The 26,052-nt window shown below is 63.2% G+C and carries 24 protein-coding genes; 15 read left to right on the top strand and 9 right to left on the bottom strand.

Annotated features, from left to right (window positions below):
- Nucleotides 1-45 precede the first annotated feature (45 nt).
- From nuoG to nuoN, 8 genes are read left to right on the top strand one after another with little or no spacing between them, the layout of a single operon-like run.
- Nucleotides 46-2,760 (top strand): NADH-quinone oxidoreductase subunit NuoG, encoded by a 2,715-nt coding sequence (gene nuoG / locus PP4_RS08325; RefSeq protein WP_016498750.1) that lies wholly within the window; start codon nt 46-48, stop codon nt 2,758-2,760.
- Nucleotides 2,757-3,764: an NADH-quinone oxidoreductase subunit NuoH gene (gene nuoH, locus PP4_RS08320; RefSeq protein ID WP_012273297.1), complete on the top strand. Its 1,008-nt coding sequence runs from the start codon at nt 2,757-2,759 to the stop codon at nt 3,762-3,764. Before nuoG ends, nuoH begins: the two co-directional genes overlap by 4 nt.
- Before the next feature lie 11 nt (nt 3,765-3,775).
- Nucleotides 3,776-4,324: an NADH-quinone oxidoreductase subunit NuoI gene (gene nuoI, locus PP4_RS08315; RefSeq protein WP_003251442.1), complete on the top strand. Its 549-nt coding sequence runs from the start codon at nt 3,776-3,778 to the stop codon at nt 4,322-4,324.
- 10 nt (nt 4,325-4,334) lie between these two features.
- Nucleotides 4,335-4,835 (top strand): NADH-quinone oxidoreductase subunit J, encoded by a 501-nt coding sequence (nuoJ, locus tag PP4_RS08310; protein WP_016488224.1) that lies wholly within the window; start codon nt 4,335-4,337, stop codon nt 4,833-4,835.
- 3 nt (nt 4,836-4,838) lie between these two features.
- Complete coding sequence (gene nuoK / locus PP4_RS08305) at nt 4,839-5,147, top strand: NADH-quinone oxidoreductase subunit NuoK (protein WP_003251446.1); 309 nt, start codon at nt 4,839-4,841, stop codon at nt 5,145-5,147.
- Nucleotides 5,144-6,997 carry an NADH-quinone oxidoreductase subunit L gene (gene nuoL, locus PP4_RS08300; protein ID WP_016498749.1) on the top strand — a complete coding sequence of 618 codons (1,854 nt, stop codon included), beginning with the start codon at nt 5,144-5,146 and terminating at the stop codon, nt 6,995-6,997. Before nuoK ends, nuoL begins: the two co-directional genes overlap by 4 nt.
- Nucleotides 6,998-7,037: 40 nt before the next feature.
- Nucleotides 7,038-8,570 (top strand): NADH-quinone oxidoreductase subunit M, encoded by a 1,533-nt coding sequence (gene nuoM / locus PP4_RS08295; protein WP_016498748.1) that lies wholly within the window; start codon nt 7,038-7,040, stop codon nt 8,568-8,570.
- Between the two features lie 7 nt (nt 8,571-8,577).
- Nucleotides 8,578-10,047 carry an NADH-quinone oxidoreductase subunit NuoN gene (gene nuoN / locus PP4_RS08290; protein WP_016498747.1) on the top strand — a complete coding sequence of 490 codons (1,470 nt, stop codon included), beginning with the start codon at nt 8,578-8,580 and terminating at the stop codon, nt 10,045-10,047.
- Nucleotides 10,048-10,128: 81 nt separating this feature from the next.
- Here nuoN and PP4_RS08285 read toward each other — a convergent pair whose 3' ends face one another.
- The gene (locus PP4_RS08285; protein ID WP_016498746.1) at nt 10,129-10,392 is read right to left on the bottom strand and encodes an ogr/Delta-like zinc finger family protein; all 264 of its coding nucleotides are present in this window, start codon (nt 10,390-10,392) and stop codon (nt 10,129-10,131) included.
- A gap of 179 nt (nt 10,393-10,571) precedes the next feature.
- Here PP4_RS08285 and PP4_RS08280 point away from each other — a divergent pair, with 179 nt between their 5' ends.
- The gene (locus tag PP4_RS08280) at nt 10,572-10,964 is read left to right on the top strand and encodes a helix-turn-helix domain-containing protein (RefSeq protein WP_016498745.1); all 393 of its coding nucleotides are present in this window, start codon (nt 10,572-10,574) and stop codon (nt 10,962-10,964) included.
- Here PP4_RS08280 and PP4_RS08275 read toward each other — a convergent pair.
- Genes PP4_RS08275 through PP4_RS08265 form a run of 3 tightly spaced genes read right to left on the bottom strand, consistent with a single transcriptional unit; the run spans nt 10,961 to nt 11,923 of the window.
- Complete coding sequence (locus PP4_RS08275) at nt 10,961-11,323, bottom strand: hypothetical protein (RefSeq protein WP_016498744.1); 363 nt, start codon at nt 11,321-11,323, stop codon at nt 10,961-10,963. The two genes, PP4_RS08280 and PP4_RS08275, sit on opposite strands and share 4 nt — an antisense overlap.
- Nucleotides 11,316-11,663 carry a head completion/stabilization protein gene (locus PP4_RS08270; RefSeq protein ID WP_016498743.1) on the bottom strand — a complete coding sequence of 116 codons (348 nt, stop codon included), beginning with the start codon at nt 11,661-11,663 and terminating at the stop codon, nt 11,316-11,318. The genes PP4_RS08275 and PP4_RS08270 overlap by 8 nt, the downstream gene beginning before the upstream one ends.
- An 11-nt stretch (nt 11,664-11,674) precedes the next feature.
- Complete coding sequence (locus PP4_RS08265) at nt 11,675-11,923, bottom strand: helix-turn-helix domain-containing protein (RefSeq protein WP_041167982.1); 249 nt, start codon at nt 11,921-11,923, stop codon at nt 11,675-11,677.
- 220 nt (nt 11,924-12,143) lie between these two features.
- Between PP4_RS08265 and PP4_RS08260 the strand changes: the two genes are divergently transcribed.
- Nucleotides 12,144-14,216 carry a TonB-dependent receptor family protein gene (locus PP4_RS08260; protein ID WP_016498741.1) on the top strand — a complete coding sequence of 691 codons (2,073 nt, stop codon included), beginning with the start codon at nt 12,144-12,146 and terminating at the stop codon, nt 14,214-14,216.
- Between the two features lie 121 nt (nt 14,217-14,337).
- Here PP4_RS08260 and chrR read toward each other — a convergent pair whose 3' ends face one another.
- Entirely contained in the window at nt 14,338-14,898 is a 561-nt protein-coding gene (gene chrR, locus PP4_RS08255) for a class I chromate reductase ChrR (RefSeq protein WP_016498740.1), read from the bottom strand.
- Nucleotides 14,899-15,055: 157 nt separating this feature from the next.
- Between chrR and PP4_RS08250 the strand changes: the two genes are divergently transcribed.
- A complete protein-coding gene (locus PP4_RS08250; protein WP_016488235.1) occupies nt 15,056-15,274 on the top strand; it encodes a hypothetical protein in 219 nt (72 codons plus the stop codon).
- On the opposite strand, the gene PP4_RS08245 is transcribed toward PP4_RS08250, so the two are convergent.
- The 4 genes from PP4_RS08245 to PP4_RS08230 form a co-directional block, all read right to left on the bottom strand.
- Nucleotides 15,258-17,507, bottom strand: a complete 2,250-nt coding sequence (locus PP4_RS08245; protein ID WP_016498738.1) for an Orn/Lys/Arg family decarboxylase — start codon at nt 17,505-17,507, stop codon at nt 15,258-15,260. The genes PP4_RS08250 and PP4_RS08245 overlap by 17 nt on opposite strands.
- Before the next feature lie 175 nt (nt 17,508-17,682).
- Nucleotides 17,683-18,441 carry a DNA polymerase III subunit epsilon gene (gene dnaQ, locus PP4_RS08240; protein WP_016498737.1) on the bottom strand — a complete coding sequence of 253 codons (759 nt, stop codon included), beginning with the start codon at nt 18,439-18,441 and terminating at the stop codon, nt 17,683-17,685.
- Between the two features lie 51 nt (nt 18,442-18,492).
- Nucleotides 18,493-18,939 carry a ribonuclease HI gene (gene rnhA / locus PP4_RS08235; protein ID WP_016498736.1) on the bottom strand — a complete coding sequence of 149 codons (447 nt, stop codon included), beginning with the start codon at nt 18,937-18,939 and terminating at the stop codon, nt 18,493-18,495.
- Nucleotides 18,940-18,954: 15 nt separating this feature from the next.
- Nucleotides 18,955-19,728 carry a class I SAM-dependent methyltransferase gene (locus PP4_RS08230; RefSeq protein WP_016498735.1) on the bottom strand — a complete coding sequence of 258 codons (774 nt, stop codon included), beginning with the start codon at nt 19,726-19,728 and terminating at the stop codon, nt 18,955-18,957.
- 85 nt (nt 19,729-19,813) lie between these two features.
- Between PP4_RS08230 and gloB the strand changes: the two genes are divergently transcribed.
- The 4 genes from gloB (at nt 19,814) to PP4_RS08210 (ending at nt 26,051) form a co-directional block, all read left to right on the top strand.
- On the top strand, nt 19,814-20,593 hold the full coding sequence (gene gloB / locus PP4_RS08225; protein WP_016498734.1) for a hydroxyacylglutathione hydrolase: 780 nt from the start codon (nt 19,814-19,816) through the stop codon (nt 20,591-20,593).
- 100 nt (nt 20,594-20,693) lie between these two features.
- A complete protein-coding gene (locus tag PP4_RS08220) occupies nt 20,694-22,124 on the top strand; it encodes a lytic transglycosylase domain-containing protein (RefSeq protein ID WP_016498733.1) in 1,431 nt (476 codons plus the stop codon).
- A 265-nt stretch (nt 22,125-22,389) separates the two neighbouring features.
- The gene (locus PP4_RS08215) at nt 22,390-24,219 is read left to right on the top strand and encodes an extracellular solute-binding protein (RefSeq protein WP_016498732.1); all 1,830 of its coding nucleotides are present in this window, start codon (nt 22,390-22,392) and stop codon (nt 24,217-24,219) included.
- Nucleotides 24,216-26,051, top strand: coding sequence for an extracellular solute-binding protein (locus PP4_RS08210; RefSeq protein WP_016498731.1), 1,836 nt, complete (start codon nt 24,216-24,218; stop codon nt 26,049-26,051). The genes PP4_RS08215 and PP4_RS08210 overlap by 4 nt, the downstream gene beginning before the upstream one ends.
- Nucleotide 26,052: the final 1 nt, after the last annotated feature.

Genomic DNA, 26,052 nt, shown 5'->3' with positions numbered 1-26,052 from the left:
CATTAGCCACGCCCGCTCACGCGGGCCAACGAAGAACTTTGAACAATGGCCACTATCCACGTAGACGGCAAAGCGCTCGAAGTCAACGGTGCAGACAACCTGTTACAGGCGTGTCTGTCGCTAGGCCTCGACATCCCTTATTTCTGCTGGCACCCGGCGCTTGGTAGCGTTGGCGCCTGCCGGCAGTGCGCGGTCAAGCAGTACACCGACGAGAACGACACCCGTGGTCGTATCGTCATGTCCTGCATGACCCCTGCCTCCGACGGCACCTGGATTTCCATCGAAGATGACGAGTCCAAGGCGTTTCGCGCCAGCGTCGTCGAATGGCTGATGACCAACCACCCGCACGACTGCCCGGTGTGCGAGGAAGGCGGTCACTGCCACCTGCAAGACATGACGGTAATGACCGGCCACAACGAGCGCCGCTACCGTTTCACCAAGCGTACCCACCAGAACCAGGACCTCGGCCCGTTCATCGCCCATGAGATGAACCGCTGCATTGCCTGCTACCGCTGCGTGCGCTACTACAAGGATTACGCCGGTGGTACCGACCTGGGCGTCTACGGCGCCCACGACAACGTGTACTTTGGCCGCGTCGAAGACGGCGTGCTGGAGAGCGAGTTCTCCGGCAACCTGACCGAGGTCTGCCCGACCGGTGTTTTCACCGACAAGACCCACTCCGAGCGTTACAACCGCAAGTGGGACATGCAGTTCGCCCCTAGCATCTGCCACGGCTGCTCCAGCGGTTGCAACATCAGCCCCGGCGAGCGCTACGGCGAACTGCGTCGTATCGAAAACCGCTTCAACGGCTCGGTCAACCAGTACTTCCTGTGCGACCGCGGCCGCTTCGGCTACGGCTACGTCAACCGCAAGGACCGCCCACGCCAGCCACACCTGGCCGACGGCACCAAGCTGGGCCTGGACGCCGCCCTGGACAAGGCCGCCGACCTGCTGCGCGGCCGTACCATCGTCGGTATCGGCTCGCCACGCGCCAGTCTCGAAAGCAACTACGGCCTGCGTGAGCTGGTCGGTGCCGAGTACTTCTACTCGGGCATGGAAGCTGGCGAACTGGCCCGCGTGCGCCTGGCCCTGAACGTGCTGAACAACAGCCCGCTGCCGGTGCCTACCCTGCGCGACATCGAAGACCACGACGCCGTGTTCGTGCTCGGTGAAGACCTGACCCAGACCGCTGCCCGCGTCGCCCTGGCTGTACGCCAGGCCACCAAAGGCAAGGCCGAGGCCATGGCCGAAGCGATGAAAGTGCAGCCGTGGCTCGACGCCGCGGTGAAGAACATCGGCCAGCACGCGCTGTACCCGCTGTTCATCGCCTCCCTGGCTGAAACCAAGCTGGACGACGTCGCCGAAGAATGCGTGCACGCCGCCCCGGCCGACCTGGCCCGCATCGGTTTCGCCGTGGCCCACGCCATCGACCCGAGTGCACCGGCAGTCGCCGGCCTGGACGACGAAGCCAAGGCCCTGGCCCAACGCATCGCCGATGCCCTGGTCGCCGCCAAGCGCCCACTGGTTGTAGCCGGCACCTCGCTGGCCGACCCGGCGTTGATCGAAGCCGCCGCCAACATCGCCAAAGCCCTGAAGCTGCGCGAGAAAAACGGCTCGCTGAGCCTGGTGGTGCCTGAGGCCAACAGCATCGGCCTGGCCATGCTCGGTGGCGAGTCCATCGATGCCGCGCTGGACGCGGTCATCAGCGGCAAAGCCGACGCCATCGTCGTACTGGAAAACGACCTGTACGCCCGCGTACCGGCCGCCAAGGTCGACGCTGCCCTGGCTGCAGCCAAGGTGGTGATCGTTGCCGACCACTCCAAGACCGCCACTGTCGACCGTGCCCACCTGGTACTGCCAGCGGCCTCGTTCGCCGAGGGCGACGGTACCCTGGTCAGCCAGGAAGGCCGTGCCCAGCGCTTCTTCCAGGTGTTCGACCCGCAATACCTGGACAGCAGCATCCAGATTCACGAAGGCTGGCGCTGGATGCACGCCCTGCGTGCCACCCTGCTGAACAAGCCGGTCGACTGGACCCAGCTGGACCACGTTACCAGCGCCTGTGCCGAAGCCGCCCCGCAACTGGCCGGCATCGTCAACGCCGCGCCAAGCGCCGCGTTCCGCATCAAGGGCATGAAGCTGGCCCGTGAACCGCTGCGTTACTCCGGCCGTACTGCCATGCGCGCCAACATCAGCGTGCACGAGCCGCGCACCCCGCAAGACAAGGACACCGCGTTCGCCTTCTCCATGGAAGGTTACTCGGGCTCCGCCGAACCGCGCCAGCAGGTGCCGTTCGCCTGGTCGCCGGGCTGGAACTCGCCGCAAGCCTGGAACAAGTTCCAGGACGAGGTCGGTGGCCACCTGCGTGCCGGTGACCCTGGCGTACGCCTGATCGAGCCGCAAGGCGACCGCCTGAGCTGGTTCAGCGTCATTCCGGGTGCCTTCAACCCGGCCCGTGGCACCTGGACTGCCGTGCCGTTCTTCCACCTGTTCGGCAGCGAGGAAAGCTCGTCGCGCGCCGCCCCGGTGCAACAGCGCATCCCGGCTGCCTACGTGGCCCTGGCCAAGTCCGAAGCCGACCGTCTGGGTGTCAACGACGGTGCTCTGCTGAGCCTGAACGTTGCCGGTGTGGCCCTGCGCCTGCCGCTGCGCATCAATGAAGAACTGGGCGCTGGCCTGGTCGCGTTGCCGAAAGGCCTGGCCGGCATCCCGCCTGCCATCTTCGGTGCATCCGTCGAAGGTCTGCAGGAGGCAGCACAATGAGCTGGTTCACCCCCGAAGTGATCGACGTGATCATCCAGGTCGTCAAGGCTATCGTGGTGCTGCTGGCCGTGGTGGTCTGCGGCGCCCTGCTCAGCTTCGTCGAGCGCCGCTTGCTGGGCTGGTGGCAGGACCGCTACGGCCCGAACCGCGTTGGCCCGTTCGGCATGTTCCAGATCGCTGCCGACATGCTGAAGATGTTCTTCAAGGAAGACTGGAACCCGCCCTTCGTCGACAAGATGATCTTCACCCTGGCGCCGGTCGTGGCCATGAGCGCCCTGCTGATCGGCTTCTCGATCATCCCGATCACACCGGGCTGGGGCGTTGCCGACCTGAACATCGGCCTGCTGTTCTTCTTCGCCATGGCCGGCCTGTCGGTCTACGCTGTGCTGTTCGCCGGCTGGTCGTCGAACAACAAGTACGCCCTGCTGGGCAGCTTGCGTGCTTCGGCACAGACCGTGTCGTACGAAGTGTTCCTGGGCCTGGCGCTGATGGGCGTGGTGGTGCAGGTAGGCTCGTTCAACATGCGCGACATCGTCGAGTACCAGGCGCAGAACCTGTGGTTCATCATTCCGCAGTTCTTCGGCTTCTGCACCTTCTTCATCGCTGGCGTCGCCGTGACTCACCGTCACCCGTTCGACCAGCCGGAAGCAGAACAGGAACTGGCCGACGGCTACCACATCGAGTATGCCGGCATGAAATGGGGCATGTTCTTCGTCGGTGAGTACATCGGCATCATCCTCATCTCGGCGCTGCTGGTAACCCTGTTCTTCGGTGGCTGGCACGGCCCGTTCGGCATCCTGCCGCAAGTGCCGTTCCTGTGGTTCGCCCTGAAGACCGCGTTCTTCATCATGCTGTTCATCCTGCTGCGCGCCTCGATCCCGCGCCCGCGCTATGACCAGGTGATGGACTTCAGCTGGAAGTTCTGCCTGCCGCTGACCCTGATCAATTTGCTGGTGACCGCTGCGATCGTGCTCTACAACACGCCAGCCGTCGCGGCCCAGTGAGGATTTGACCCATGTTCAAGTATATCGGCGACATCGTTAAGGGCACCGGCACTCAGCTGCGCAGCCTGGCAATGGTGTTCTCCCACGGGTTCCGCAAGCGCGACACCCTGCAGTACCCCGAAGAACCCGTGTACCTGCCGCCGCGCTACCGCGGCCGCATCGTCCTCACCCGCGACCCCGATGGAGAGGAGCGCTGCGTAGCGTGCAACCTCTGCGCGGTGGCCTGCCCGGTTGGCTGCATCTCGCTGCAGAAGGCCGAGACCGAGGATGGTCGCTGGTACCCGGAATTCTTCCGCATCAACTTCTCGCGTTGCATTTTCTGCGGCCTGTGTGAAGAAGCGTGCCCGACCACCGCGATCCAGCTGACTCCGGATTTCGAAATGGCCGAGTTCAAGCGTCAGGACCTGGTGTACGAGAAAGAAGATCTGCTGATCTCCGGCCCCGGCAAGAACCCTGACTACAACTTCTACCGTGTTGCGGGTATGGCAATCGCTGGCAAGCCGAAAGGCTCTGCACAGAACGAAGCCGAACCGATCAACGTGAAGAGCTTGCTCCCATAAGGACAGAAAGATGGAATTCGCTTTCTACTTCGCATCCGGGATTGCCGTGGTCTCCACCCTTCGGGTGGTGACCGGCACAAACCCCGTGCACGCCTTGCTTTACCTGATCATTTCGCTGATTTCCGTGGCCATGATCTTCTTCTCCCTGGGTGCGCCGTTCGCCGGCGCCCTGGAAGTGATCGCCTACGCCGGCGCCATCATGGTGCTGTTCGTGTTCGTGGTGATGATGCTTAACCTGGGGCCGGCTTCGGTCGCGCAGGAGCGCGGTTGGCTCAAGCCCGGCATCTGGGCAGGGCCGGTGATCCTCGGCACCCTGTTGCTGCTGGAACTGCTGTACGTGCTGTTCGTCGCCCCGAGCGGCGCTGGCATCAGCGGCACTACCGTGGGCCCTAAAGAAGTGGGCATCAGCCTGTTCGGGCCGTACCTGCTGGTGGTCGAACTGGCCTCGATGCTGCTGCTGGCTGCAGCCGTCACCGCCTTCCACCTGGGCCGCAACGAGGCGAAGGAGTAAATCATGGGTGCTATCCCTCTCGAGCATGGCCTGGCGGTCGCCGGTATCCTGTTCTGCTTAGGTCTGGTTGGCCTGATGGTCCGCCGCAACATCCTCTTCGTACTCATGAGCCTGGAAGTCATGATGAACGCCTCTGCCCTGGCGTTCGTCGTCGCCGGTGCCCGCTGGGTCCAGCCCGACGGCCAGGTGATGTTCATTCTGGTGATCAGCCTGGCAGCCGCCGAGGCCAGCATTGGCCTGGCCATCCTGCTGCAGCTGTATCGCCGCTTCCACACTCTCGACATCGATGCTGCCAGTGAGATGCGCGGATGAACCTTCTCTTCCTGACTTTCGTCTTCCCCCTCGTCGGCTTCCTGCTGCTGTCGTTCTCGCGCGGGCGGTTCTCGGAGAACCTGTCCGCCCTGATCGGCGTCGGCTCGGTGGGCCTGTCGGCTGCTACCGCCGCCTATGTCATCTGGCAGTTCAATGTCGCGCCACCTGAAGGCGGCGCGTACAGCCAACTGCTGTGGCAGTGGATGTCGGTGGACGGCTTTGCGCCGAACTTCACCCTGTACCTCGACGGCCTGTCGGTCACCATGCTCGGCGTGGTTACCGGTGTCGGCTTCCTGATCCACCTGTTCGCGTCCTGGTACATGCGTGGCGAAGCCGGCTACTCGCGCTTCTTCTCGTACACCAACCTGTTCATCGCCAGCATGCTGTTCCTGATCCTCGGCGATAACCTGCTGTTCATCTACTTCGGCTGGGAAGGTGTAGGCCTGTGCTCGTACCTGCTGATCGGTTTCTACTACAGCAACCGCAACAACGGTAACGCGGCACTCAAGGCGTTCATCGTCACCCGTATCGGCGACGTGTTCCTGGCCATCGGCCTGTTCATCCTGTTTGCCCAGCTGGGTACCCTGAACGTGCAGGAACTGCTGGTGCTGGCACCGCAGAAATTCCAGGCTGGCGACACCTGGATGGTGCTGGCAACGCTGATGCTGCTGGGCGGTGCGGTCGGTAAATCGGCCCAGCTGCCACTGCAGACCTGGCTGGCCGACGCGATGGCTGGCCCGACCCCGGTTTCGGCACTGATCCACGCTGCAACCATGGTGACCGCGGGCGTGTACCTGATCGCCCGTACCAACGGCCTGTTCCTGCTGGCGCCGGACATCCTGCACCTTGTAGGTGTGGTCGGTGGCGTGACCTTGGTACTGGCCGGCTTCGCCGCGCTGGTACAGACCGACATCAAGCGTATCCTCGCCTACTCGACCATGAGCCAGATCGGCTACATGTTCCTGGCCTTGGGCGTTGGCGCCTGGGATGCGGCGATCTTCCACCTGATGACCCACGCCTTCTTCAAGGCCCTGCTGTTCCTTGCCTCCGGTGCAGTGATCGTTGCCTGCCACCACGAGCAGAACATCTTCAAGATGGGCGGCCTGTGGAAGAAACTGCCACTGGCCTACGCCAGCTTCGTGGTCGGTGGTGCTGCCCTGGCCGCCCTGCCGATCGTGACCGTGGGTTTCTACTCCAAGGACGAGATCCTCTGGGAAGCCTTCGCCAGCGGCAACACCGGCCTGCTGTACGCCGGCCTGGTCGGTGCGTTCATGACCTCGCTGTACACCTTCCGCCTGATCTTCATCGCCTTCCACGGCGAAGCCAAGACCGAAGCGCACGCGGGCCACGGCATCAGCCACTGGCTGCCGCTGGGCGTGCTGATCGTGTTGTCGACCTTCGTGGGTGCCTGGATCACCCCGCCGCTGGCAGGCGTGCTGCCTGAAAGCGCCGGCCACGCCGGTGGCGAAGCCAAGCACGCGCTGGAGATCACCTCGGGTGCCATCGCCATCGCCGGTATCCTGCTGTCGGCCCTGCTGTTCCTGGGCAAGCGCAGCTTCGTCAGCGCCGTCGCCAACAGCGGCATCGGTCGCGCCCTGTCGGCCTGGTGGTTCGCCGCGTGGGGCTTCGACTGGATCTACGACAAGCTTTTCGTCAAACCGTACCTGCTGATCTGCCACATCCTGCGCAAGGACCCGGTAGACCGCAGTATCGGCCTGATTCCGCGGATGGCGCGTGGCGGTCATGTCGCCATGAGCAAGACCGAGACTGGCCAACTGCGCTGGTACACCGCCTCTATCGCCGTGGGTGCCGTGCTGGTGCTCGGTGCCGTGCTAGTGGCTGCGGTATGACAATGAATCTTGCGACTTTGCCAAAGGAAACCAACCCGTCATGATTTTGCCTTGGCTGATCCTGATCCCCTTCATCGGCGGCTTCCTGTGCTGGCTGGGTGAGCGCTTCGGCGCCACCTTGCCGCGCTGGATCGCGCTGCTGACCATGTCCCTGCTGCTCGGCATCGGCCTGTGGCTGTGGGCGACCGGCGACTACACCCTCGCCCCCGCTCCGGGCGCCGAGCCTGCCTGGGCCCTGGAATACAAACTCCAGTGGATCCAGCGGTTCGGCATCAGCATCCACCTGGCCCTCGACGGCCTGTCGCTGCTGATGATCCTGCTCACCGGCCTGCTCGGTGTGCTGTCGGTACTGTGCTCCTGGAAAGAGATCCAGCGCCACGTCGGCTTCTTCCACCTCAACCTGATGTGGATCCTCGGCGGCGTGGTCGGTGTGTTCCTGGCCCTGGACCTGTTCCTGTTCTTCTTCTTCTGGGAAATGATGCTGGTGCCGATGTACTTCCTTATCGCGCTCTGGGGTCACAGCTCGGCAGACGGCAAGAAGACCCGGATCTACGCGGCGACCAAGTTCTTCATCTTCACCCAGGCCAGCGGCCTGATCATGCTGGTGGCGATCCTTGGCCTGGTGCTGGTCAACTACAACACCACCGGCGTGCTCACCTTCAACTACAGCGACCTGCTCAAGGCCGAGCTGCCAGCCGGTGTCGAGTACGTGCTGATGCTGGGCTTCTTCATCGCCTTTGCGGTGAAGCTGCCGGTGGTACCGTTCCACTCCTGGCTGCCTGATGCGCACGCCCAGGCACCGACCGCAGGCTCCGTCGACCTGGCCGGTATCTTGTTGAAGACCGCGGCCTACGGCCTGCTGCGCTTCGCCTTGCCGCTGTTCCCGAACGCCTCGGCCGAGTTCGCGCCCATCGCCATGACCCTGGGCCTGATCGGTATCTTCTACGGTGCCTTCCTGGCCTTTGCGCAAACCGACATCAAGCGCCTGATCGCCTTCTCCAGCGTCTCGCACATGGGCTTCGTGCTGATCGGTATCTACTCCGGCAGCCAGCAGGCCCTGCAGGGCGCGGTGATCCAGATGCTGGCCCACGGCCTGTCGGCTGCGGCACTGTTCATCCTGTCCGGCCAGCTGTACGAGCGCCTGCACACCCGTGACATGCGTCAGATGGGCGGCCTGTGGCACCGCATCGCCTACCTGCCGGCGATCAGCCTGTTCTTCGCCGCAGCATCCCTGGGGCTGCCGGGTACCGGCAACTTCGTCGGCGAGTTCCTGATCCTGATCGGCAGCTTCGCGCACGTACCATGGATCACCGTGATCGCCACCACCGGCCTGGTATTCGGTTCGGTCTACTCGCTGATCATGATCCACCGCGCCTACTTCGGCCCGGCCAAGGCCGATACCGTGCTGGCCGGCATGGACGGTCGCGAACTGATCATGGTGCTGGGCCTGGCGGTACTGCTGATCCTGCTGGGCGTATACCCGCAGCCGTTCCTCGACACCTCTGCCGCCACCATGAGTGGTGTGCAGCAGTGGCTCGGTTCCGCTTTCACTCAACTCGCTTCGGCCCGGTAAGAGCGCTATGGAATTCACCACTCAACACTTCATCGCATTGGCGCCGATGCTGATCACCACCATCACCACGGTGGTGGTGATGCTGGCGATCGCCTGGAAGCGCAACCACTCGCAGACCTTCCTGCTGTCCACCGTGGGCCTGAACCTGGCCCTGCTGTCGATCCTGCCGGCGCTGAAAGTAGCGCCGCTGGCGGTCACCCCGTTGATCACCATCGACAAGTTCGCCTGCCTGTACATGGCGATCATCCTGGTGGCGACGCTGGCGTGCGTGACATTGGCCCACGCCTACCTCGGCGAAGGCTCCAAGGGCTTCCCGGGCAACCGTGAAGAACTGTACCTGCTGCTGCTGATGTCGGCCCTCGGTGGCCTGGTGCTGGTCAGCGCCAACCACCTGGCCGGGCTGTTCATCGGCCTGGAGCTGCTGTCGGTACCGGTCTACGGCCTGGTGGCATACGCCTTCTTCAACAAGCGATCACTGGAAGCCGGCATCAAGTACATGGTGCTGTCGGCCGCCGGCTCGGCTTTCCTGCTGTTCGGCATGGCCCTGCTGTACGCGGATGCCGGTAGCCTGAGCTTCGACCAGATCGGCAAAGCCCTGGCAACCACCAGCATGCCAAGCCTGGTGGCCCAGCTGGGCCTGGGCATGATGCTGGTCGGCCTGGCCTTCAAGCTGTCGCTGGTACCGTTCCACCTGTGGACCCCGGACGTATACGAAGGCGCCCCGGCGCCGGTCGCCGCGTTCCTGGCAACCGCCAGCAAGGTTGCAGTATTCGCCGTTGTCGTGCGCCTGTTCATGCTCTCCCCTGCTGCCAGCAGCGGCGTGCTGAGCACCGTACTGGCGGTGATTGCCGTGGCCTCGATCCTGGTCGGTAACCTTCTGGCGCTGACCCAGAGCAACCTCAAGCGCCTGCTGGGTTACTCGTCCATCGCCCACTTCGGCTACCTGGTCATTGCCCTGGTTGCCAGCAAGGGCCTGGCCCTGGAAGCCATGGGCGTGTACCTGGTCACCTACGTGATCACCAGCCTGGGTGCCTTCGGTGTCATTACCCTGATGTCCTCGCCTTATGGCGGGCGTGACGCCGATGCCCTGTACGAGTACCGCGGCCTGTTCTGGCGCCGTCCGTACCTGACCGCGGTACTGACCGTGATGATGCTGTCGCTGGCGGGTATCCCGCTGACCGCTGGCTTCATCGGCAAGTTCTACATCATCGCCACCGGCGTCGAGTCGCACCTGTGGTGGCTGGTCGGTGCCCTGGTGATCGGTAGCGCCATCGGCGTTTACTACTACCTGCGCGTCATGGTCACCCTGTACCTGGTCGAGCCTAACCTGCGTCGCCACGACGCCCCGCTGAAGTGGGAACAGCGCACCGGTGGCGTCATGCTGCTGGCCATCGCCATTGTTGCCTTCGTGCTCGGCGTCTACCCGCAGCCGCTGCTGGAACTGGTTCAGCAAGCCGGCCTGCAACTGATCGGCTGATCGCCTCGGCAATACAAAACACCCCGCCTATGCGGGGTGTTTTTTTATCGGCGCATTTATTTGCCTGCCCCCTATGAAGCCTCACTCACCCGGGCTGGCCTGGCCTGCCCCAGGCAGAGCGGCCTTGCGCAAATCGCCATTGGCCGAAGGCAGGTACACTTCCGGATTGGGCATCCCGCTGGGGGATAGTTCATGGGTCATTTCGAATTCGGCGCGTACTGACCAGCCGCACGCTTCAGTGGTGCATTGCAAATAAGCGATACGCAAGAAAATATGGCGCCCTTCGCTAGTGCGTATGCGCATCCGGCTATGGCAATGCGGGCAAACCAGCTTGTAAGTACTCACGGCAAGTACCTGCTAGCATTGCCCAGGCCAACCTGTGTGTCAGTATTGGCTGCAACTGTGGGTGTATTCTTCAATTTGATGGTTCTCATTGCAGAAGTGCTCCTTAAAACGCAGGGCTGTATTCATAACGAGTAGTTTAAGCCCATGGAATATCATTAAACCAGTCATGGATATTTGTTATGAGTACTCACGTACTTGCTGAGGTGCTCACGCGCCTTAAGCTTCTTACTGGCGCCCAGACTGATGCCGAGCTGTCTCGTGCGTTGTCGGTCAGCCCGCAGACGCTGAGCAGCTGGAAAGTTCGCGACAGCGTCCCATACTCACTTTGCATAGATCTAGCCAGACAGCATGCGTGCTCACTGGACTGGTTGCTGTTGGGCGAAGGGGACCAACGCCCGGTATGCCAAAGTGAGGGAGGCTGGGAGTTCGACATGCTCGACCGGCTGCGCACGTTGGCGCCAGGTGATCGCCAGGCCATCCTGCTGCTGATCAAGGACAAGCAACGCATCCAGCAGTTGGAACAGCAATTGAGCGAACTGACCAGTCACTTGCCCAAAGCCGCCAGCGGCTAACCTCGGCGCCGCCAGCGCTGCATGAGTTCGCGCGGATCGAGCGTATCCAGCCAGACCATGACCTTGAGGCTGATGGGGATCACCACCACGGCAGCAACGAATGCCGCCATGCCACGGGTCAACAAGGGCGCCAATGACGAAACCAGCGGCTCGAACAGGTGCCCCACACCCACGGTCACGAACACCAGCAACAACTTCTTGCCCAGCGTCAGGCGACTGGTCGCACTGGTGATCAAGCGGTCGCGCGCCGCGCCCACCAGCAAAGCCCCCAGCAGCGCGGCAAACAACACACTGCCATCCACGCTCAGCAGTTCAATCAGCCCCAGGGCCAAGCGGTCGATAACAGATGCCTCAGGCATGAGCAGCCCTCCGACGCACATTGGTCAAACATGAGCTCGCGCCCAGGCTGTACATGACTGCGGCCTCGACAAAGCGGACGTAGCACACCCGCAAAGCACGCCCTTGGTCATGCCCGGCCACATCCTCCAGGCGCTTGTAGCCCCGCTCTCGCAACACCGCGCGCCAGCGCGCAAATTCCCGCGCTGCATCAATGGCGGCACAACGTGCGGCGACTTCCAGGGCGGCCTCACTGACGGGCCATGTCAGGTTCAGGCGCTCACGCAGCCTGCCAAGGTCCACCCGTGGCCAGAACGGGTCATGGCTGTCGGCATAACGCGGTAACCGAGGGTCGTTGCTCATACCTCACCCCCTCATTGCTCGGCCAGCATGCCGTAGCGAATGGCCTTGATCACTGCCGCCACCCGGGTAGGCACATCGAACTTGCGCAGGATGTTGGACACGTGGAAGTTCACCGTCGACTCCTTGCATTCAAGGATCCGGCCGATCTCCCACGAGCTCTTGCCGTAGGCACACCACAACAGCACTTGCCGTTCACGTGGAGTCAGGCGAACCGGGGCGTGCGCCGGGGGTTGCTGTGGGTGTAGTGCGTTGTCAGTCATGCGGGTACTCCACGGGTGATTGAGCGAGGCATCGCTGCCGGTCTGCAACCACCTTACGAAGCCCATGCCGCCTCGCTCCACCGGTGCGGCTTGTAAAGAACTTTCGTACAAAAGCGTCTGACGAAAGCAGTGCAAGATTTGCTGAGTTTCTTCGTGCTCCAAGCGGCATTTCGCTCGTCTCAACGCCGTTGTCCATTCGTCTTTCGCCTGGAGTCGTACAATGCGTTCCGTTTTTTCCCCATCGTCCTGCCTTGGCCTGCTGGCTGCCTTTGTTGCCGCCCAGCCCGCCCTGGCAGCATCCTCGGTCGAATTGGGCCAGGTGCTGATCACCGATGAGGAGCAGAACGACCTGACAGCTGCCAGCGAACGCCTGCGGGAGGTGCCAGGCGCCAGCAACCTGGTGGACATGCAAAGCGTGGGGCAAGGCCGAGTGGCCAGCAACCAGGACGTGCTGGCCTACCAGCCCGGCGTATTCGCTCAATCGGCGGGCAACGATGGCATCAAACTGTCGATCCGCGGCTCGGGCATCAACCGCGCGCCGGGGGCCCATGGCTCCGGGGTGTACACGATGTTCGACGGCCTGCCACTGACTGGCCCGGGCGGTACACCCTACGAGTTGTTCGAGCCGCTATGGCTGAGCCGTGCCGAAGTGCTGCGGGGCGCCAATGGTTTCGACCAGGGTGCCCTGGCGCTGGGCGGCGCGATCAACTACGTCACCCACACCGGCTACGACGCCGCACCGCTGCAGGTGCGCTACGAGGTCGGCAGCCGCGGTTACCAGCACCGGCACATCAGCTCGGGGCAAGTGCTGGGCAATCTCGACTACTACGTGGCCCTGACCGACTCGGAATATGACGGGTATCAGGCGCACAGCAGCGGCAGTGCCAAGGGCTTTGCTGCCAATGTCGGCTACCGCTTCAACCCGAACCTGGAAACCCGCTTCTACCTGCGCTACCGGGAGACCGAAAACGAACTGGCCGGGCGCCTGACCAAAGACCAGATCAAGCACCACCCGCGTGCGGCCAACCCGGCTTACCTGGCCCGCGACGACAGCCGCCCGCAACCAGGCAGCACCTGGGTGGGCAACAAGACCACCTTCTACCTCGACGACGATGCGCGCCTGGAAGCCGGCCTGGTCTATCACGACTACCCCATGGACCTGCGTGAAGGTCCGATGCGCCTGAAGGTGGCCTATACCGATGTCAGCGGCACGCTGAACTATTTCCGCCGCGACACGCTGCTTGGTCACGAAAGCAAGACCACCATCGGCTGGCGCACCACCAAGCACCTGCCCAACAGTGGCGCTTCACAATTTACCCGCGATGGCGATGTATTCGGCGCGCGCACCCGTGACTTCACCTACCAGGGCTCGGACACCGTGCTGCATGTCGGCAACGACCTGGAACTGGTCCCGGACCTGTGGCTGACCACGGGTCTTGCGATGATATACACCCGCCGCGAAAGTGCCGTAACCTACCCGGCCGAAGGTGGCAAGGTGAGCATGCATGACTGGGACTACGCACCGCGCCTGGGGCTGCGCTACGACATCCGCCCGGACCTGCAGGTGTACGGCAACCTCAGCCGCTCGGTAGAACCGCCACACCCGTGGTCGCTGATCTGGAGCGCGCCCAGCACAGGCGGCAAACAGATCCAGCCGATCGAGATGCAGAACCAGACTGCCACTACCCTGGAGCTGGGCGCGCGTGGCGACTCGGCGCTTGGCCGCTGGGACCTTGCCTGGTACTACTCGCAAGTGAGTCACGAACTGCTGGCCGTGGAGGTGGTGCCTAACTTCACCTCGGAGTTCAACGCCAGCGCTACCATGCACCAGGGCGTGGAGGCCGGCCTCGACAGCACCCTGTGGGAAAGCGCCGGCACCGGCAAGCTGAGCTTGCGCCAGGCCTATACGTTCAGCGACTTCCACTACCGTGATGACGACAAGTTTGGCGACAACCGCCTGCCCGGCATCCCCATGCACTACTACCAGGCCGAACTGCGCTATGACTGGCCGAGTGGCTTCTATGCCGGGGTCAACACACAAATGGCGTCGAAGGTGCAGGTGGACTATGCCAACAGCTACCACGCCGATGAATATGCCTTGCTCGGCGCGCGCCTGGGCTGGAATTCACCCAAACACGACTGGCAGACCTGGCTGGACCTGCGCAACCTGACCAACAAGCGCTATGCGGCCACGGTGACACCCACCTACAACGATGCCGGCAAGGACAACGCCCGCTCTACGCCGGGCGAAGGGTTTGGCGTTTATGCCGGCGTTTCCTACAGCTTCCGCTAGAACATGCGGCGCACTGTTTCTGCAGGAGCAGCCTTGTGCTGCGAAAGGGCCGGTACAGATCACGCATCAGTATGCGTCTGTGCCGGCCTCTTCGCAGCGCACTGCTCCTGCAAAGACCGCGTCAAACCGCCCTGTTCAGCTTCACCCACGAAGCAAACTTGTCGACAAACGCCTGCAAGAACGGCCGGGTCTTGTCGTTGAGCTTGCCCGAATCGTCGAACAGGCTTGCGGCACCGCCAATGTAGGCTTCGGGCATCTGCATGCACGGCATGTCCAGAAACACCAGCGACTGGCGCACGGCATGGTTGGCGCCAAAGCCGCCAATGGCCCCGGGCGATACACTCACCACCGCCGTCGGCTTGCCACTCCAGGCACTTTGCCCGTACGGCCGCGAGCCCACATCGATGGCATTTTTCAGGCAGCCCGGCACTGATCGGTTGTATTCTGGCGTGACGAACAACACCGCATCACTGCGACGGATCTCCTCGCGAAACCGCTTCCACGCCTCCGGCGGCGCTTCGGCCTCGACGTCCTCGTTGTACAACGGCAAATCGCCAATCTCGACGATCTTCAGAGCAAGGCTGGACGGCGCCAGCTCCGAAAGTGCGCGGGCGACCTTGCGGTTGTACGACTCCTTGCGCAAGCTACCCACGACAACCGCTACCGAATACACCTGGCTCATGGCAATTTCCAACCTTTGCTGGGTAAAGGGACGTTGTAGTTATAGATGACCGTTCCTCGGCGCTTTGGTTTTTTTTCCGCAGGGTGAAAACTTCCGAGGCTGTTCCACGGTCTATGCCTTCAGACATTTTCTACGTAATTCAGAGGTTTCCACCCAAATGGCAGCAGTAATGGTCGGCCAATTCCACGCCCGTGACGCCGAAGGCCGTATCTACCCCGTGCACGAGTTCCAGGAATCAACCCTGCAACTTGACGGCAGCACGCTGGGCGCCCCCATCACCACCTACCGCCTGGCCATCGGCGACAAGGTCAACCACCTCGGTGAAAACCGTTTCGAACTGGCGCGCAGCGGCGTCGAGATCATTCGCATTCCGTGATGCAGTCCACGGTGTAACGGCCGCTCTCGTTCTGCAGGCCATGCACATCGGCGACAAAACCGGGGAAGCCCTGGTTGAATGCCCGGGCAAAGGCCAGGTAATCGAGTATCGAGCGGGTCGCCTCGGTGAACCGCTCGCCCGGCATGATCAATGGAATACCAGGCGGATACGGCACCAGCATCACCGCTGCCACACGCCCCAGCAGCGCCTCGATCGGCACCGCCTCCACCTCGCCACGCACCATCTGGTCATAGGCCCGGGCCGGGCTCACAGCCACCTCCGGCAAGCGCGTGAACAGCCGCTTGAGTTGCTTGGCCGTGGCATTGGCGCGGTAGCAGCCATGCAATTGCTCACACAGGTCGCGCAGCCCCATCCTCTGGTAGCGTAAAGCATCGGCTGCCACCACACTCGGCAGGCAACTGCTCAGGGCTGTATTGCCATCATAGTGGCGCTTGAACTCCAGCAACTCCGTAAGCAAAGTGCTCCACTTGCCTTTGGTAATGCCCATGGAGAACAGCACCAGGAAGCTGTACAGGCCGGTTTTCTCCACCACCAGCCCCCGCTCCCAGAGAAACTTGCTGACCACCGCCGCCGGGATGCCATGCTCGCCCAGCACCCCCCCCGCGCTCAGGCCCGGCATCACCAAGGTCACCTTGAGCGGGTCGAGCAGCACATAGTCGTCCACCACCTCGCCAAAGCCATGCCACTCCGCCCCCGGTTGCAGCAACCAGTCTTGCGCGGCCAGGCGCTGGGTACCTTCGGTGCGCGGCGGCTGCCAGATACTGAACCACCAGTCCTCCGCAGCAATGTGCTCGCGCAGGTTGGCCAGGGCACGACGAAAACTCAGCGCCTCGTCGAACATCTCTTGCAGCAGCGAATGCCCGGCCGGCCCTTCCATCATGGTCGAGGCCACGTCCAGCGAGGCGAGAATGCTGTACTGCGGCGAGGTCGAGATATGCATCATGAACGCTTCGTTGAAGCGGTCACGGTCCAGCTGACGCCTGGCCCCGTCCTGCACATGGATCATCGAGGCCTGGCTGAAGGCGGCCAGCAGTTTGTGGGTGGAATGGGTACTGAACACCAGCGGGCTGTCTGCCGTGCAGGCAGTGCCCATGGCATAGCGCCCGGTGAAGAAGTCATGAAACGCCGCATAGGCGAACCAGGCCTCGTCGAAATGCAGCACCTCGACACTGGCACCCAGGCTCTGCTTGATCATACCGGCGTGGTAGCACAGGCCGTCATAGGTGGAGTTGGTCACTACCGCCAGCTTGATTCGCTGCCCACGATCGCGGGCAAGGGGGTTGGCCAGTATCTTCGCCGCGATTGCCTCGGGGCTGAATTCACTGAGCGGGATCGGGCCGATGATGCCCAGTTCGTTGCGCTCCGGGCACAGGTACAGCGGAATGGCGCCGGTCATGATGATCGCGTGCACTACCGACTTGTGGCAGTTGCGGTCCACCAGCACCAGGTCGTCGCGACCGACCATGGCGTGCCAGACAATCTTGTTGGCGGTGGAAGTACCGTTGATGACGAAGAAGGTATGGTCAGCGCCGAAGTTGCGCGCCGCCCTGGCTTCGGCTTCTGCCAGCGGCCCGGTGTGGTCGAGCAACGAGCCGAGTTCCGGCACGGAAACAGACAGGTCCGAGCGCAGGGTATTTTCCCCGAAGAACTGGTGAAAAGCCTGGCCCACCGGGCTTTTATGGTAGGCCACGCCGCCGCCATGGCCCGGGGTGTGCCAGGAATAGTTGGATTGCGCAGTGTGCTGCACCAAGGCCTTGAAGAACGGCGGCAGCAGGCCGTCGAGGTAGGTGTGTGCGGCGCGCGCCACCTGGCGGGCGAGAAACGGCACGGTATCCTCGAACAGGTAGAGGATTCCTCGAAGCTGGTTAAGCTCGCTCATAGCCTCGGCCGGGGCGTTTTCCAGGGTTACCTGTTCACCCAGGGCGAAAATCGGCAGGCTGGGTGCGCGCAGGCGGGCCAGGCGGATCAGCTCGGCCATGTTCTGCAGCAGGTGGGTGTTCTCGCCAACGCCTTCGGCAGCGATCAGCATGCAGGCCAGGCCGTGGTGGGTGGCGGCAACCAGGCGGGCTTCGGCATGGTCGGCGGCGGCGAGAATGGCGAAGCCATCCTGGCGCAGCTCCTCGGCGATGCCCCGCACGCGCTCGCCGGCAACGCTGTCCGCCTTGATGGCGCGGTGGACGATGAGGATCGGGAACTTGAGGTCCTTGTACATCAGGTGGCTACCTCCGAAGGACATGGCATCCATTTCAGGGTAGTTGAACCTGTGTTCTCAGGGCCGGCCTCTTCGCGGGCACGCCCGCTCCTACAGGGAACCCCACTGCACTCAAGCCTTGCGCAGTACCTGTGGGCGCGGGTTCACCCGCGAAGAGGGCGGTACAGGCTAAAAATCAGCCAGCCGCTGCCTCGGTAAGGGCCTGCCACATGGAGGGCCCGCCCGCCGACTTGGCAACGGCAGCCAGCCGCTCGGCATGCGCCTCCAGTTCTTCGGCATTGGCCATGATCACCCGCCCCGGCGTACGCCCGACAATCCGGCGGATCTCGCTGCCGCCAGCGCCCTGCCCATCACCCTCGGCGTCTGCGCCATGGCCCGCCAGCGACAGACTGGTCTGGCCACCGGTCATCGCCAGGTAGACGTCAGCCAGCAGTTCCGAGTCGAGCAATGCGCCGTGCAGCTCACGGCCCGAGTTGTCGATGTCGTAGCGTTTGCACAGCGCATCCAGGCTGTTGCGCTGCCCTGGGTGGCGCGAGCGCGCCAGCAACAGGGTGTCGAGAATGGTGCAATGCTGCGAAATGTCAGCGCGATGCTGCTGGCCCAACAAGGCGAATTCGTTGTTGATGAAGCCAACGTCAAACGCCGCGTTATGGATGACCAGCGTGGCGCCCTGGATGAATTCGAAGAATTCCTCGGCTACATCGCCAAACCGTGGCTTGCCGACCAGGAAGGTGTCGGTAATGCCGTGGACGTTGATAGCGCCCTCGTCACTCTCGCGGTCCGGCTGCAGGTAGACGTGGAAGTGCCGCCCGGTCAGGCGCCGACCGAGCACCTCGACACAGCCGATCTCGATGATCCGGTGGCCTTCGCTGACCGGCATACCCGTGGTTTCGGTATCGAGAATGACGAACCGTTTATCTTGCTGCTGCTCCACGCGGGGCGCTCCAACTTGCATCAGTTACAAAGGCCGCGATTGTACCCCAGCTCAACGCTGGGCGCGCACCTCATCGACCCCACGGTTGGCCAGCTGGTCGGCGCGTTCGTTGCCAGGGTGGCCGATATGGCCGCGCACCCACTTCCAGCTCACCTTGTGGCGGTTGACCTGCTCATCGAGCTGCTGCCACAGGTCGGCGTTCTTCACCGGCTCCTTGGCTGCGGTCTTCCAGCCGCGCTTCTTCCAGTTGACCATCCATTCGTTGATGCCCTTCATCACGTACTGCGAGTCGGTGGTCAGCACCACCTCGCATTCGCGCTTCAGCGACATCAGGCCCTGGATCGCCGCCATCAGCTCCATGCGGTTGTTGGTGGTTTCACGCTCGCCGCCCCACAGTTCCTTCTCGACGCCCTTGTAGATCATCAGGACCCCCCAGCCACCTGGGCCAGGATTGCCTTTGCAGGCACCATCGGTAAACATTTCGACGCTATCGCTCATGTACCACTCTTGAATTCAGTGCTTGTCAGTTTCAGGGTTGACCGCCGTGCGGTTCACCTTGGCCAGCGGCAGCGGCAGCAACTTGCCCATCGGCTCGCGGCGTTCCGGGCGCAACGGCCGCAGGCCCACCACCATCTTGCGCGCCACCAGCAGGTACACCCCGCCACCGGAGCTCTGCCAGCCGCCGGCCATCCGCTCCCAACCCGCCAGGCGCTGCTGCCAGGCTGGTGAAGCAAGCGGCGGACGATAGCACCCGAAGCGGCGTTTCTCCAGCGCGAAGCCCAGCAGGTTGAGCCAGTCGCCTACCCGCGACGGCGAGATGCAGCGCGCCTTGCGCAAGGCACCATGGCTGAAGAAATGGCGCATGCCCCAACTGCTCCACGGGTTGATCCCGACGATCAGCAGGTGCCCGCCCGGGCGCACGGCGCTGGCGGCCTCGCGCAGCAAGCCATGGGGCGACAGGCTGAAATCCAGGCCATGCTGCAGCACCACCACATCGGCGGCGTGCTCGCTCAGCGGCCAGGCCTGCTCTTCACAGGCAATTTCCACGCCCGGCAGCGGCGCCCCAAGGCGGACGTTGCGTTGCACCTGGGGGGCACTGGGCGGCGGCTCCGCACAGGGGCCGTAGTGCACAAGGTAGCCCCCGAAGAAGCGGCCGAGCTCTTCTTCCAGCAGCTTTTCCTCTTCCTTGAGCATCAGTTGGCCGATCGGGCCATTGAACCACTCACGGGCCAGGCTGATCAGCTTGACCCAGTCCGGGTCAGCCTGGGCAAAAGCTTGGTCGGTCATTGCGCTCTCCCTCGAAGGTTCTCCCACCGCGCCATCGCGGCTAAGATGCCTTCATGTGCCACGCTAGGCGAATCGGATCCGCACCATGATACAGATCGATGCTCTCCCCGCTTTCTCCGACAACTACATCTGGTTGTTACAGGATACTGCCAAACGCCGCTGCGCGGTGGTCGACCCGGGTGAAGCCGGCCCGGTGGAGCGCTGGCTGTCGGCCAACCCCGAGTGGGTGCTCAGCGACATCCTGATCACCCACCACCACAACGACCATGTCGGCGGCGTGGAACGGCTCAGGCAACTGACCAACGCACGGGTGTGCGGCCCTGCCAACGAGCGGATTCCCTGCCGCGACGTGGCCCTGGACGAAGGCGACCAGGTGACGGTGCTGGGCGTGACGTTCCAGGTACTGGCAGTCCCTGGCCACACCTTGGGGCATATCGCGTTCTTCAGCGACCAACCGGAAACGCCAGTGCTGTTCAGTGGCGACACCCTGTTCGCCGCCGGCTGCGGGCGCATGTTCGAGGGTACACCCGAACAGATGCAACCGGCCCTCGCCCGCCTGGCGGCACTGCCGGCCCACACCGAAGTGTACTGCGCCCACGAATACACCCTCAGCAACCTGCGCTTTGCCAAGGCGGTGGAACCCACCAACCAGCACGTTCTAAAGCGGTTCGAAGACGTTACCCGTTTACGCGCGGACAATCGCATCACCTTGCCATCAACGATTGGCCTGGAACGCCTGACCAACCCCTTCCTGCGTACCTCTGAAACATTAGTTAAACAAAAAGCAGACGAATGGAAGGTACATCCAAACGACTCGCAGGTCACTGTTTTTGCTGCCTTGAGGTCTTGGAAGGACACCTTCTGATAACCTCAAGATATATCGCAATCGATGGTCAAAGGTTGACCAGGCCCGGAGCGGTTTCTAGAATCGCCGAAATTTTTCGCCCGGATACCTGTCTCAGCCGATGTCTTCCCGTAGCCGCAGAACCTCTCATTCCGTCGCCCTGACGCGCCTGGCCCAAATCAGTGCGCTGGCTCTGGCCGCCACCCTGGTGGGCTGCCAGAGCACCCGTCAGCTTGACGAATCCGAAAGCGTTCGCGCGCACAACTACCAGGCGCGGATCAAGCACAAGCCTGCACCGCTGCTGGTCAAGCCGGCCGAGCAGGCACCGCAGGATGTCTGGGAGCGCATGCGCCAGGGCTTTGCCCTGCAGGACAGCATCGACGTCAATCCGCGCATCGAGCAGCAGCGCCTGTGGTTCGCCAGCAACCCGACCTTCATCGAAAGTGCCGGCGAGCGCGGCAGCCTCTACCTGCACTACATCGTCGAGCGTCTTGAAGAGCGCGACATGCCGCTGGAGCTGGCCCTGCTGCCCGCCATCGAAAGTGCCTACAACCCGATGGCCTACTCACGCGCCAGTGCTGCCGGCATGTGGCAGTTCATGCCAGCGACAGGCCGCCACTTCAACCTGCGCCAGACCAATTTCTACGATGGCCGCCGCGATATCACCGCGTCGACCAACGCCGCACTGGACTACCTGAGCCGCCTGCACGACATGTTCAACGGTGACTGGCTGCTCGCCCTGGCCGCCTACAACGCCGGCGAAGGCACGGTGAGCCGCGCCATGGAGCGCAACGAACGGCTCGGCCTGCCAACCGACTACTGGAACCTGCCGCTGCCTCAGGAAACCCGCGACTATGTGCCCAAGCTGCTGGCCCTGTCGCAGGTAGTGCTCACGCCTGAAGCCTATGGCGTGAACCTGAACCCGATTGCCAACGAGCCCTACTTCGAAGCGGTCGCCATCAATGATCGCCTGGACCTGTCGCGGGTGGCGGCCTTTGCCAACATCGACGAGGACGAGCTGATCCAGCTCAACCCGGCCTTCAAGAAGCGCATGACCGTGGACGGCCCGCAGCAACTGCTGGTGCCGACGGCCAAGGCGCAGCTGCTGAGCGACAGCCTGTCCAACCTCAAGCCCGAGCAACTGGTCAGCCTGCAACCGAACAAGGCCGTGTTCGCCCGCGCCGTGGCCGAAGCCAAGGCACCGGTGGCGGCGCGCAGCTACCGGGTCAAACGCGGCGACAACCTGGGCGCGATCGCCAAGGCCAATCGCGTCTCGGTCAGTGACATCAAGCGCTGGAACCGTTTGTCCGGCAACAGCCTGCGGGCCGGCCAGGTGCTGGCCCTGCGAGGTGGCAAAGGGCCGAGCGCTGCCGGTAACCGGGTAGCGGCATCCGGCAAGCGCTCCACCCAGTACAAGGTGCGCAAGGGCGACTCACTGTACCTGGTGGCCAAACGCTTCAACGTGGAAATGCAGCACCTCAAGCGCTGGAACCCACGCAGCGGCCACGCCCTCAAGCCAGGTCAGACCCTGACCGTCTACCTCTCGCATTGATCTAGTACGCGGAGCTGTGGGAGCGGCCTTGCGTCGCGAAAGGGCTGCGAAGCAGCCCCGGCGATACGCGCTGCGAAGCTGAAATTCTGGGGCCGCTCCGCGCCCCTTTCGCGACACAAGGCCGCTCCCACAGGTACAGTGTCTCCCCCAACAGCATGCACCGGACCGCGCCGCCACTTCCTCCTTCAAAACCTCTCTTTTTCCAACCCCACCAAGCTGTTACTGTACCCGATCAAAGCCCAACGCCTCTGGATCGGATGCCGACTTGATACGTCCCCTCCTGCTGTCAATCAGCCTGGCCTTGAGCTTCCCCGTAGCCGCGATGGTGAGCGAAAGCCACGGATACGCGCAGTTCGGCACGCTCAAGTACCCAGCCACATTCACCCATTTCGACTGGGTCAACCCGCAAGCGCCCAAGGGCGGTACCTTGCGCGCCATGGCTTTTGGCACGTTCGATACCCTCAACCCCTACACCTTCAAGGGGTCGAGCCCGATCACCACGCCCAATTTCCAGCAGTACGGTATCAGCGAGCTGAACGAGCCGCTGATGGTCGGCACCGGTCAGTACGACCCGTCGGGTGACGAGCCGACCTCCAGCTACGGCCTGATCGCCCGTTCGGTCGAATACAGCGAGGACCGCAGCTGGGTGGTGTTCAACCTGCGCCCGGAAGCCCGCTGGCACGACGGCCAGCCGATCACCTCGGCAGACGTGGCCTTTTCCTACCGCACGCTGCTCAAGGACGGCCACCCGATCTACCGCACCAACCTGCAGGAAGTGCAACGGGTAGACATCCTCGGCCCGCTGCGCATCCGTTTCGTGTTCAAGCGCGCGGGCAACCCGCTGCTGATCCTGCGCCTGGGCGAAATGCCGGTGCTGCCCAAGCACTACTGGCAAAAACGCGACTTCAAGGCCACCACCTTCGAGCCCCCCTTGGGCAGCGGCCCCTACCGCATCACCCAGGTACAACCCGGGCGCCGCCTGGTGTTCGAGCGGGTCAAGAACTACTGGGGCAAGGACCTGGCGGTCAACCGTGGCAAGTACAACTTCAAGCGCGTGGAATACGAGTTCTACCGCGACGCCACGGTGGCCTTCGAAGCGTTCAAGGCTGGCGAATTCGACATCTACATCGAGCACCAGGCGAAGAACTGGGCCAACGGCTACAACTTCCCGGCCGTGCGCCGTGGCGAAGTGATCAAGGCGCAGATCCCGCACCAGATCCCCACGCAAACCCAGGGCCTGTTCATGAACAGCCGTCGGGCCACCTTCAGCGACCCGCGGGTGCGCCAGGCGTTGGGGCTGATGCTCGACTTCGAGTGGACCAACCGCGCCCTGTTCAGCAGCGCCTACCGCCGCTCGACCAGTTACTACCCCAACAGCGAGTTCGCTGCCAGTGGCCTGCCCACCGGCAAGGAGTGGCTGTTGCTGGCGCCGTTCCGTGACCAGTTACCGGCCAAGCTGTACAGCGAACCGTACAAGGTCAGCCACACCGATGGCCGCGGCATCAGCCGCCAGACCCTGCGCCAGGCCTTGGGCCTGCTTGCCGAGGCTGGCTGGAAGCTGAACGGCCAGCGCCTGGTCGACAGCAAGGGCCAGCAACTGCGCATGGAACTGCTGTTGGTAAACCCCAACCTTGAACGCATCCTGCAACCTTATGTCGAAAATCTGTCCAGCATCGGCATCGATGCACGCTTGCGCACCGTGGACCGTGCCCAGTACAAACAACGTCTGGACCAGTTCGATTTCGACATGATTCTGATGACCCTGAACCAGACCCTGAGCCCGGGCCTTGAACAGTGGCTGTACTTCCATTCCAGCCAGGCCGCCACCAAGGGCAGCAAGAACTATGCTGGGGTCAAGGACCCGGTGGTCGACCACCTGCTCGACACCCTGCTTGCCGCACGCACCCGCGACGACCAGGTCGCCGCCGCCCGCGCCCTGGACCGCGTGCTCTCATGGCAGTACTACATGATCCCCAACTGGTACCTCGACAATCATCGCCTGGCCTACCGCAACCGGTTCGCCTTCGTCACCACACCGCCCTACACCCTTGGGCTGAACAGCTGGTGGATCAAGACTTCGGAGAAAGCCCAATGACGCCAACGCACCGTCTGCGCCGGCTGGCATGCAGCCTGTTGCTCGCCTGCCTGAGCCTTCCCACCCTGGCCGCACCGCAGCACGCGCTCACTCTGTACGACGAGCCACCCAAGTACCCAGCCGATTTCAAGCACTTCGACTACGTCAACCCCGACGCCCCCAAGGGCGGCACCTTCCGCCAGTCCAGCTTCGGCGGCTTCGACAGCCTCAACCCGTTCATCAACAAAGGCGTGTCGGCCGAGAACATCGGCAGCATCTACGACACCCTGATGCGCCAGAGCCAGGACGAGCCGTTCACCGAGTACGGTCTGGTGGCCGGCAAAATCGAGAAAGCCCCGGACAACAGCTGGGTGCGCTTCTACCTGCGCCCCGAAGCCCGCTTCCACGACGGCCAACCGATGCGTGCCGAAGACGTGGTGTTCACCTTCAATGCCCTGATCAAGGACGGTGCGCCGCTGTACCGCCAGTACTACGCCGACGTCGCCGAAGTGGTCGCCGAAGACCCGCTGAAGGTGCTGTTCAGGTTCAAGCACAAGGGCAACCGCGAGCTGCCGCTGATTCTCGGCCAGTTGCCCGTACTGCCCAAGCACTGGTACGCAAACCGCGACTTCAACCGCGGCAACCTGGAAATCCCCTTGGGCAGCGGCCCGTACAAGGTTGCCGAGGTCAAGGCCGGGCGCTCGGTGCGCTACGAGCGGGTCAAGGACTACTGGGCCAAGGACCTGCCGATCAATCGCGGGTTCTATAACTTCGATGCCATGACCTTCGACTCCTACCGTGACACCACCGTTGCCCTGGAGGCGCTCAAGGCCGGGGCGTTCGACTATGCGCTGGAAGTCAGCGCGAAGAACTGGGCCACCGCCTACAACGTGCCCGCCGTGCGGGAAGGCCGCCTGATCAAGGAAGAGCTGCCCAACGGCAACCCCACCGGCATGCAGGGTTTCATCTTCAACATCCGCCGCCCGGTGTTCCAGGACGTGCGTGTGCGCCAGGCGCTGAGCCTGCTGCTGGACTATGAGTGGACCAACAAGCAGCTGTTCAACGGTGCCTACACCCGCACCGGCAGCTACTTCGACAACTCGGAAATGGCCGCTCACGGCCTGCCCAGCCCCAACGAGCTGAAAATCCTCGAGCCGCTGCGTGGCAAAGTCCCTGACCAGGTATTCTCCGAGGCCTTCAAGAACCCTGTCAGCGACGGCAGCGGGATGATCCGCGAGCAGCAGCGCCAGGCCTACAAGCTGCTGCAGGAAGCCGGCTGGAAAATCGTCGACGACAAGATGGTCGACGCCCAAGGCAAGCCGGTAAGCATCGAGTTCCTGCTGGCGCAGACCGAGTTCGAACGCATTCTGCTGCCGTTCAAGCGCAACCTCGCCGACCTGGGCATCGACCTGAGCATCCGCCGGGTCGACGTTTCCCAGTACATCACCCGCCTGCGTTCACGGGACTACGACATGATCGTCGGCGGCTACCCGCAGTCCAACTCGCCGGGCAACGAGCAGCGCGAATTCTGGTCCAGTGCCGCCGCCGACAACCCCGGCAGCCGCAACTTCATCGGCCTGCGCGACCCGGCCATCGACCAGTTGGTGGAAGAGCTGATCAACGCCGACTCTCGCCAGAGCCTGATCGACCACTGCCGCGCCCTCGACCGCGTGTTGCTATGGGGCTACTACGTGATCCCCAACTGGCACATCAAGACCTGGCGCGTGGCCTACTGGAACCACATCGGCCACCCGAAAGTGTCGCCCAAGTACGACATCGGCATCGACACCTGGTGGATCAAGCCCGGGGTAACCCCGGCGGTGAACGACGCCCCTGCGGACGAGGCCAACTAAC

Source organism: Pseudomonas putida NBRC 14164, from assembly GCF_000412675.1.
GTDB lineage: Bacteria > Pseudomonadota > Gammaproteobacteria > Pseudomonadales > Pseudomonadaceae > Aquipseudomonas > Aquipseudomonas putida.
This window is presented reverse-complemented; position numbering and strand designations above follow the sequence as displayed.

Bases quoted from the DNA above. Each gene is read 5' to 3' on its own strand.
- nuoM (WP_016498748.1), top strand. From the start codon at position 7,038: ATGATTTTGCCTTGGCTGATCCTGATCCCCTTCATCGGCGGCTTCCTG.
- PP4_RS08245 (WP_016498738.1), bottom strand. From the start codon at position 17,507: ATGTACAAGGACCTCAAGTTCCCGATCCTCATCGTCCACCGCGCCATC.
- nuoG (WP_016498750.1), top strand. From the start codon at position 46: ATGGCCACTATCCACGTAGACGGCAAAGCGCTCGAAGTCAACGGTGCA.
- nuoN (WP_016498747.1), top strand. From the start codon at position 8,578: ATGGAATTCACCACTCAACACTTCATCGCATTGGCGCCGATGCTGATC.
- PP4_RS08265 (WP_041167982.1), bottom strand. From the start codon at position 11,923: ATGACTGACAACGCACTACACCCACAGCAACCCCCGGCGCACGCCCCG.
- PP4_RS08275 (WP_016498744.1), bottom strand. From the start codon at position 11,323: ATGCCTGAGGCATCTGTTATCGACCGCTTGGCCCTGGGGCTGATTGAA.
- gloB (WP_016498734.1), top strand. From the start codon at position 19,814: ATGATACAGATCGATGCTCTCCCCGCTTTCTCCGACAACTACATCTGG.
- PP4_RS08220 (WP_016498733.1), top strand. From the start codon at position 20,694: ATGTCTTCCCGTAGCCGCAGAACCTCTCATTCCGTCGCCCTGACGCGC.
- nuoK (WP_003251446.1), top strand. From the start codon at position 4,839: ATGGGTGCTATCCCTCTCGAGCATGGCCTGGCGGTCGCCGGTATCCTG.
- nuoH (WP_012273297.1), top strand. From the start codon at position 2,757: ATGAGCTGGTTCACCCCCGAAGTGATCGACGTGATCATCCAGGTCGTC.
- rnhA (WP_016498736.1), bottom strand. From the start codon at position 18,939: ATGAGCGATAGCGTCGAAATGTTTACCGATGGTGCCTGCAAAGGCAAT.
- PP4_RS08230 (WP_016498735.1), bottom strand. From the start codon at position 19,728: ATGACCGACCAAGCTTTTGCCCAGGCTGACCCGGACTGGGTCAAGCTG.
- PP4_RS08210 (WP_016498731.1), top strand. From the start codon at position 24,216: ATGACGCCAACGCACCGTCTGCGCCGGCTGGCATGCAGCCTGTTGCTC.
- PP4_RS08250 (WP_016488235.1), top strand. From the start codon at position 15,056: ATGGCAGCAGTAATGGTCGGCCAATTCCACGCCCGTGACGCCGAAGGC.
- PP4_RS08260 (WP_016498741.1), top strand. From the start codon at position 12,144: ATGCGTTCCGTTTTTTCCCCATCGTCCTGCCTTGGCCTGCTGGCTGCC.
- chrR (WP_016498740.1), bottom strand. From the start codon at position 14,898: ATGAGCCAGGTGTATTCGGTAGCGGTTGTCGTGGGTAGCTTGCGCAAG.
- nuoL (WP_016498749.1), top strand. From the start codon at position 5,144: ATGAACCTTCTCTTCCTGACTTTCGTCTTCCCCCTCGTCGGCTTCCTG.
- nuoJ (WP_016488224.1), top strand. From the start codon at position 4,335: ATGGAATTCGCTTTCTACTTCGCATCCGGGATTGCCGTGGTCTCCACC.
- nuoI (WP_003251442.1), top strand. From the start codon at position 3,776: ATGTTCAAGTATATCGGCGACATCGTTAAGGGCACCGGCACTCAGCTG.
- PP4_RS08280 (WP_016498745.1), top strand. From the start codon at position 10,572: ATGAGTACTCACGTACTTGCTGAGGTGCTCACGCGCCTTAAGCTTCTT.
- PP4_RS08270 (WP_016498743.1), bottom strand. From the start codon at position 11,663: ATGAGCAACGACCCTCGGTTACCGCGTTATGCCGACAGCCATGACCCG.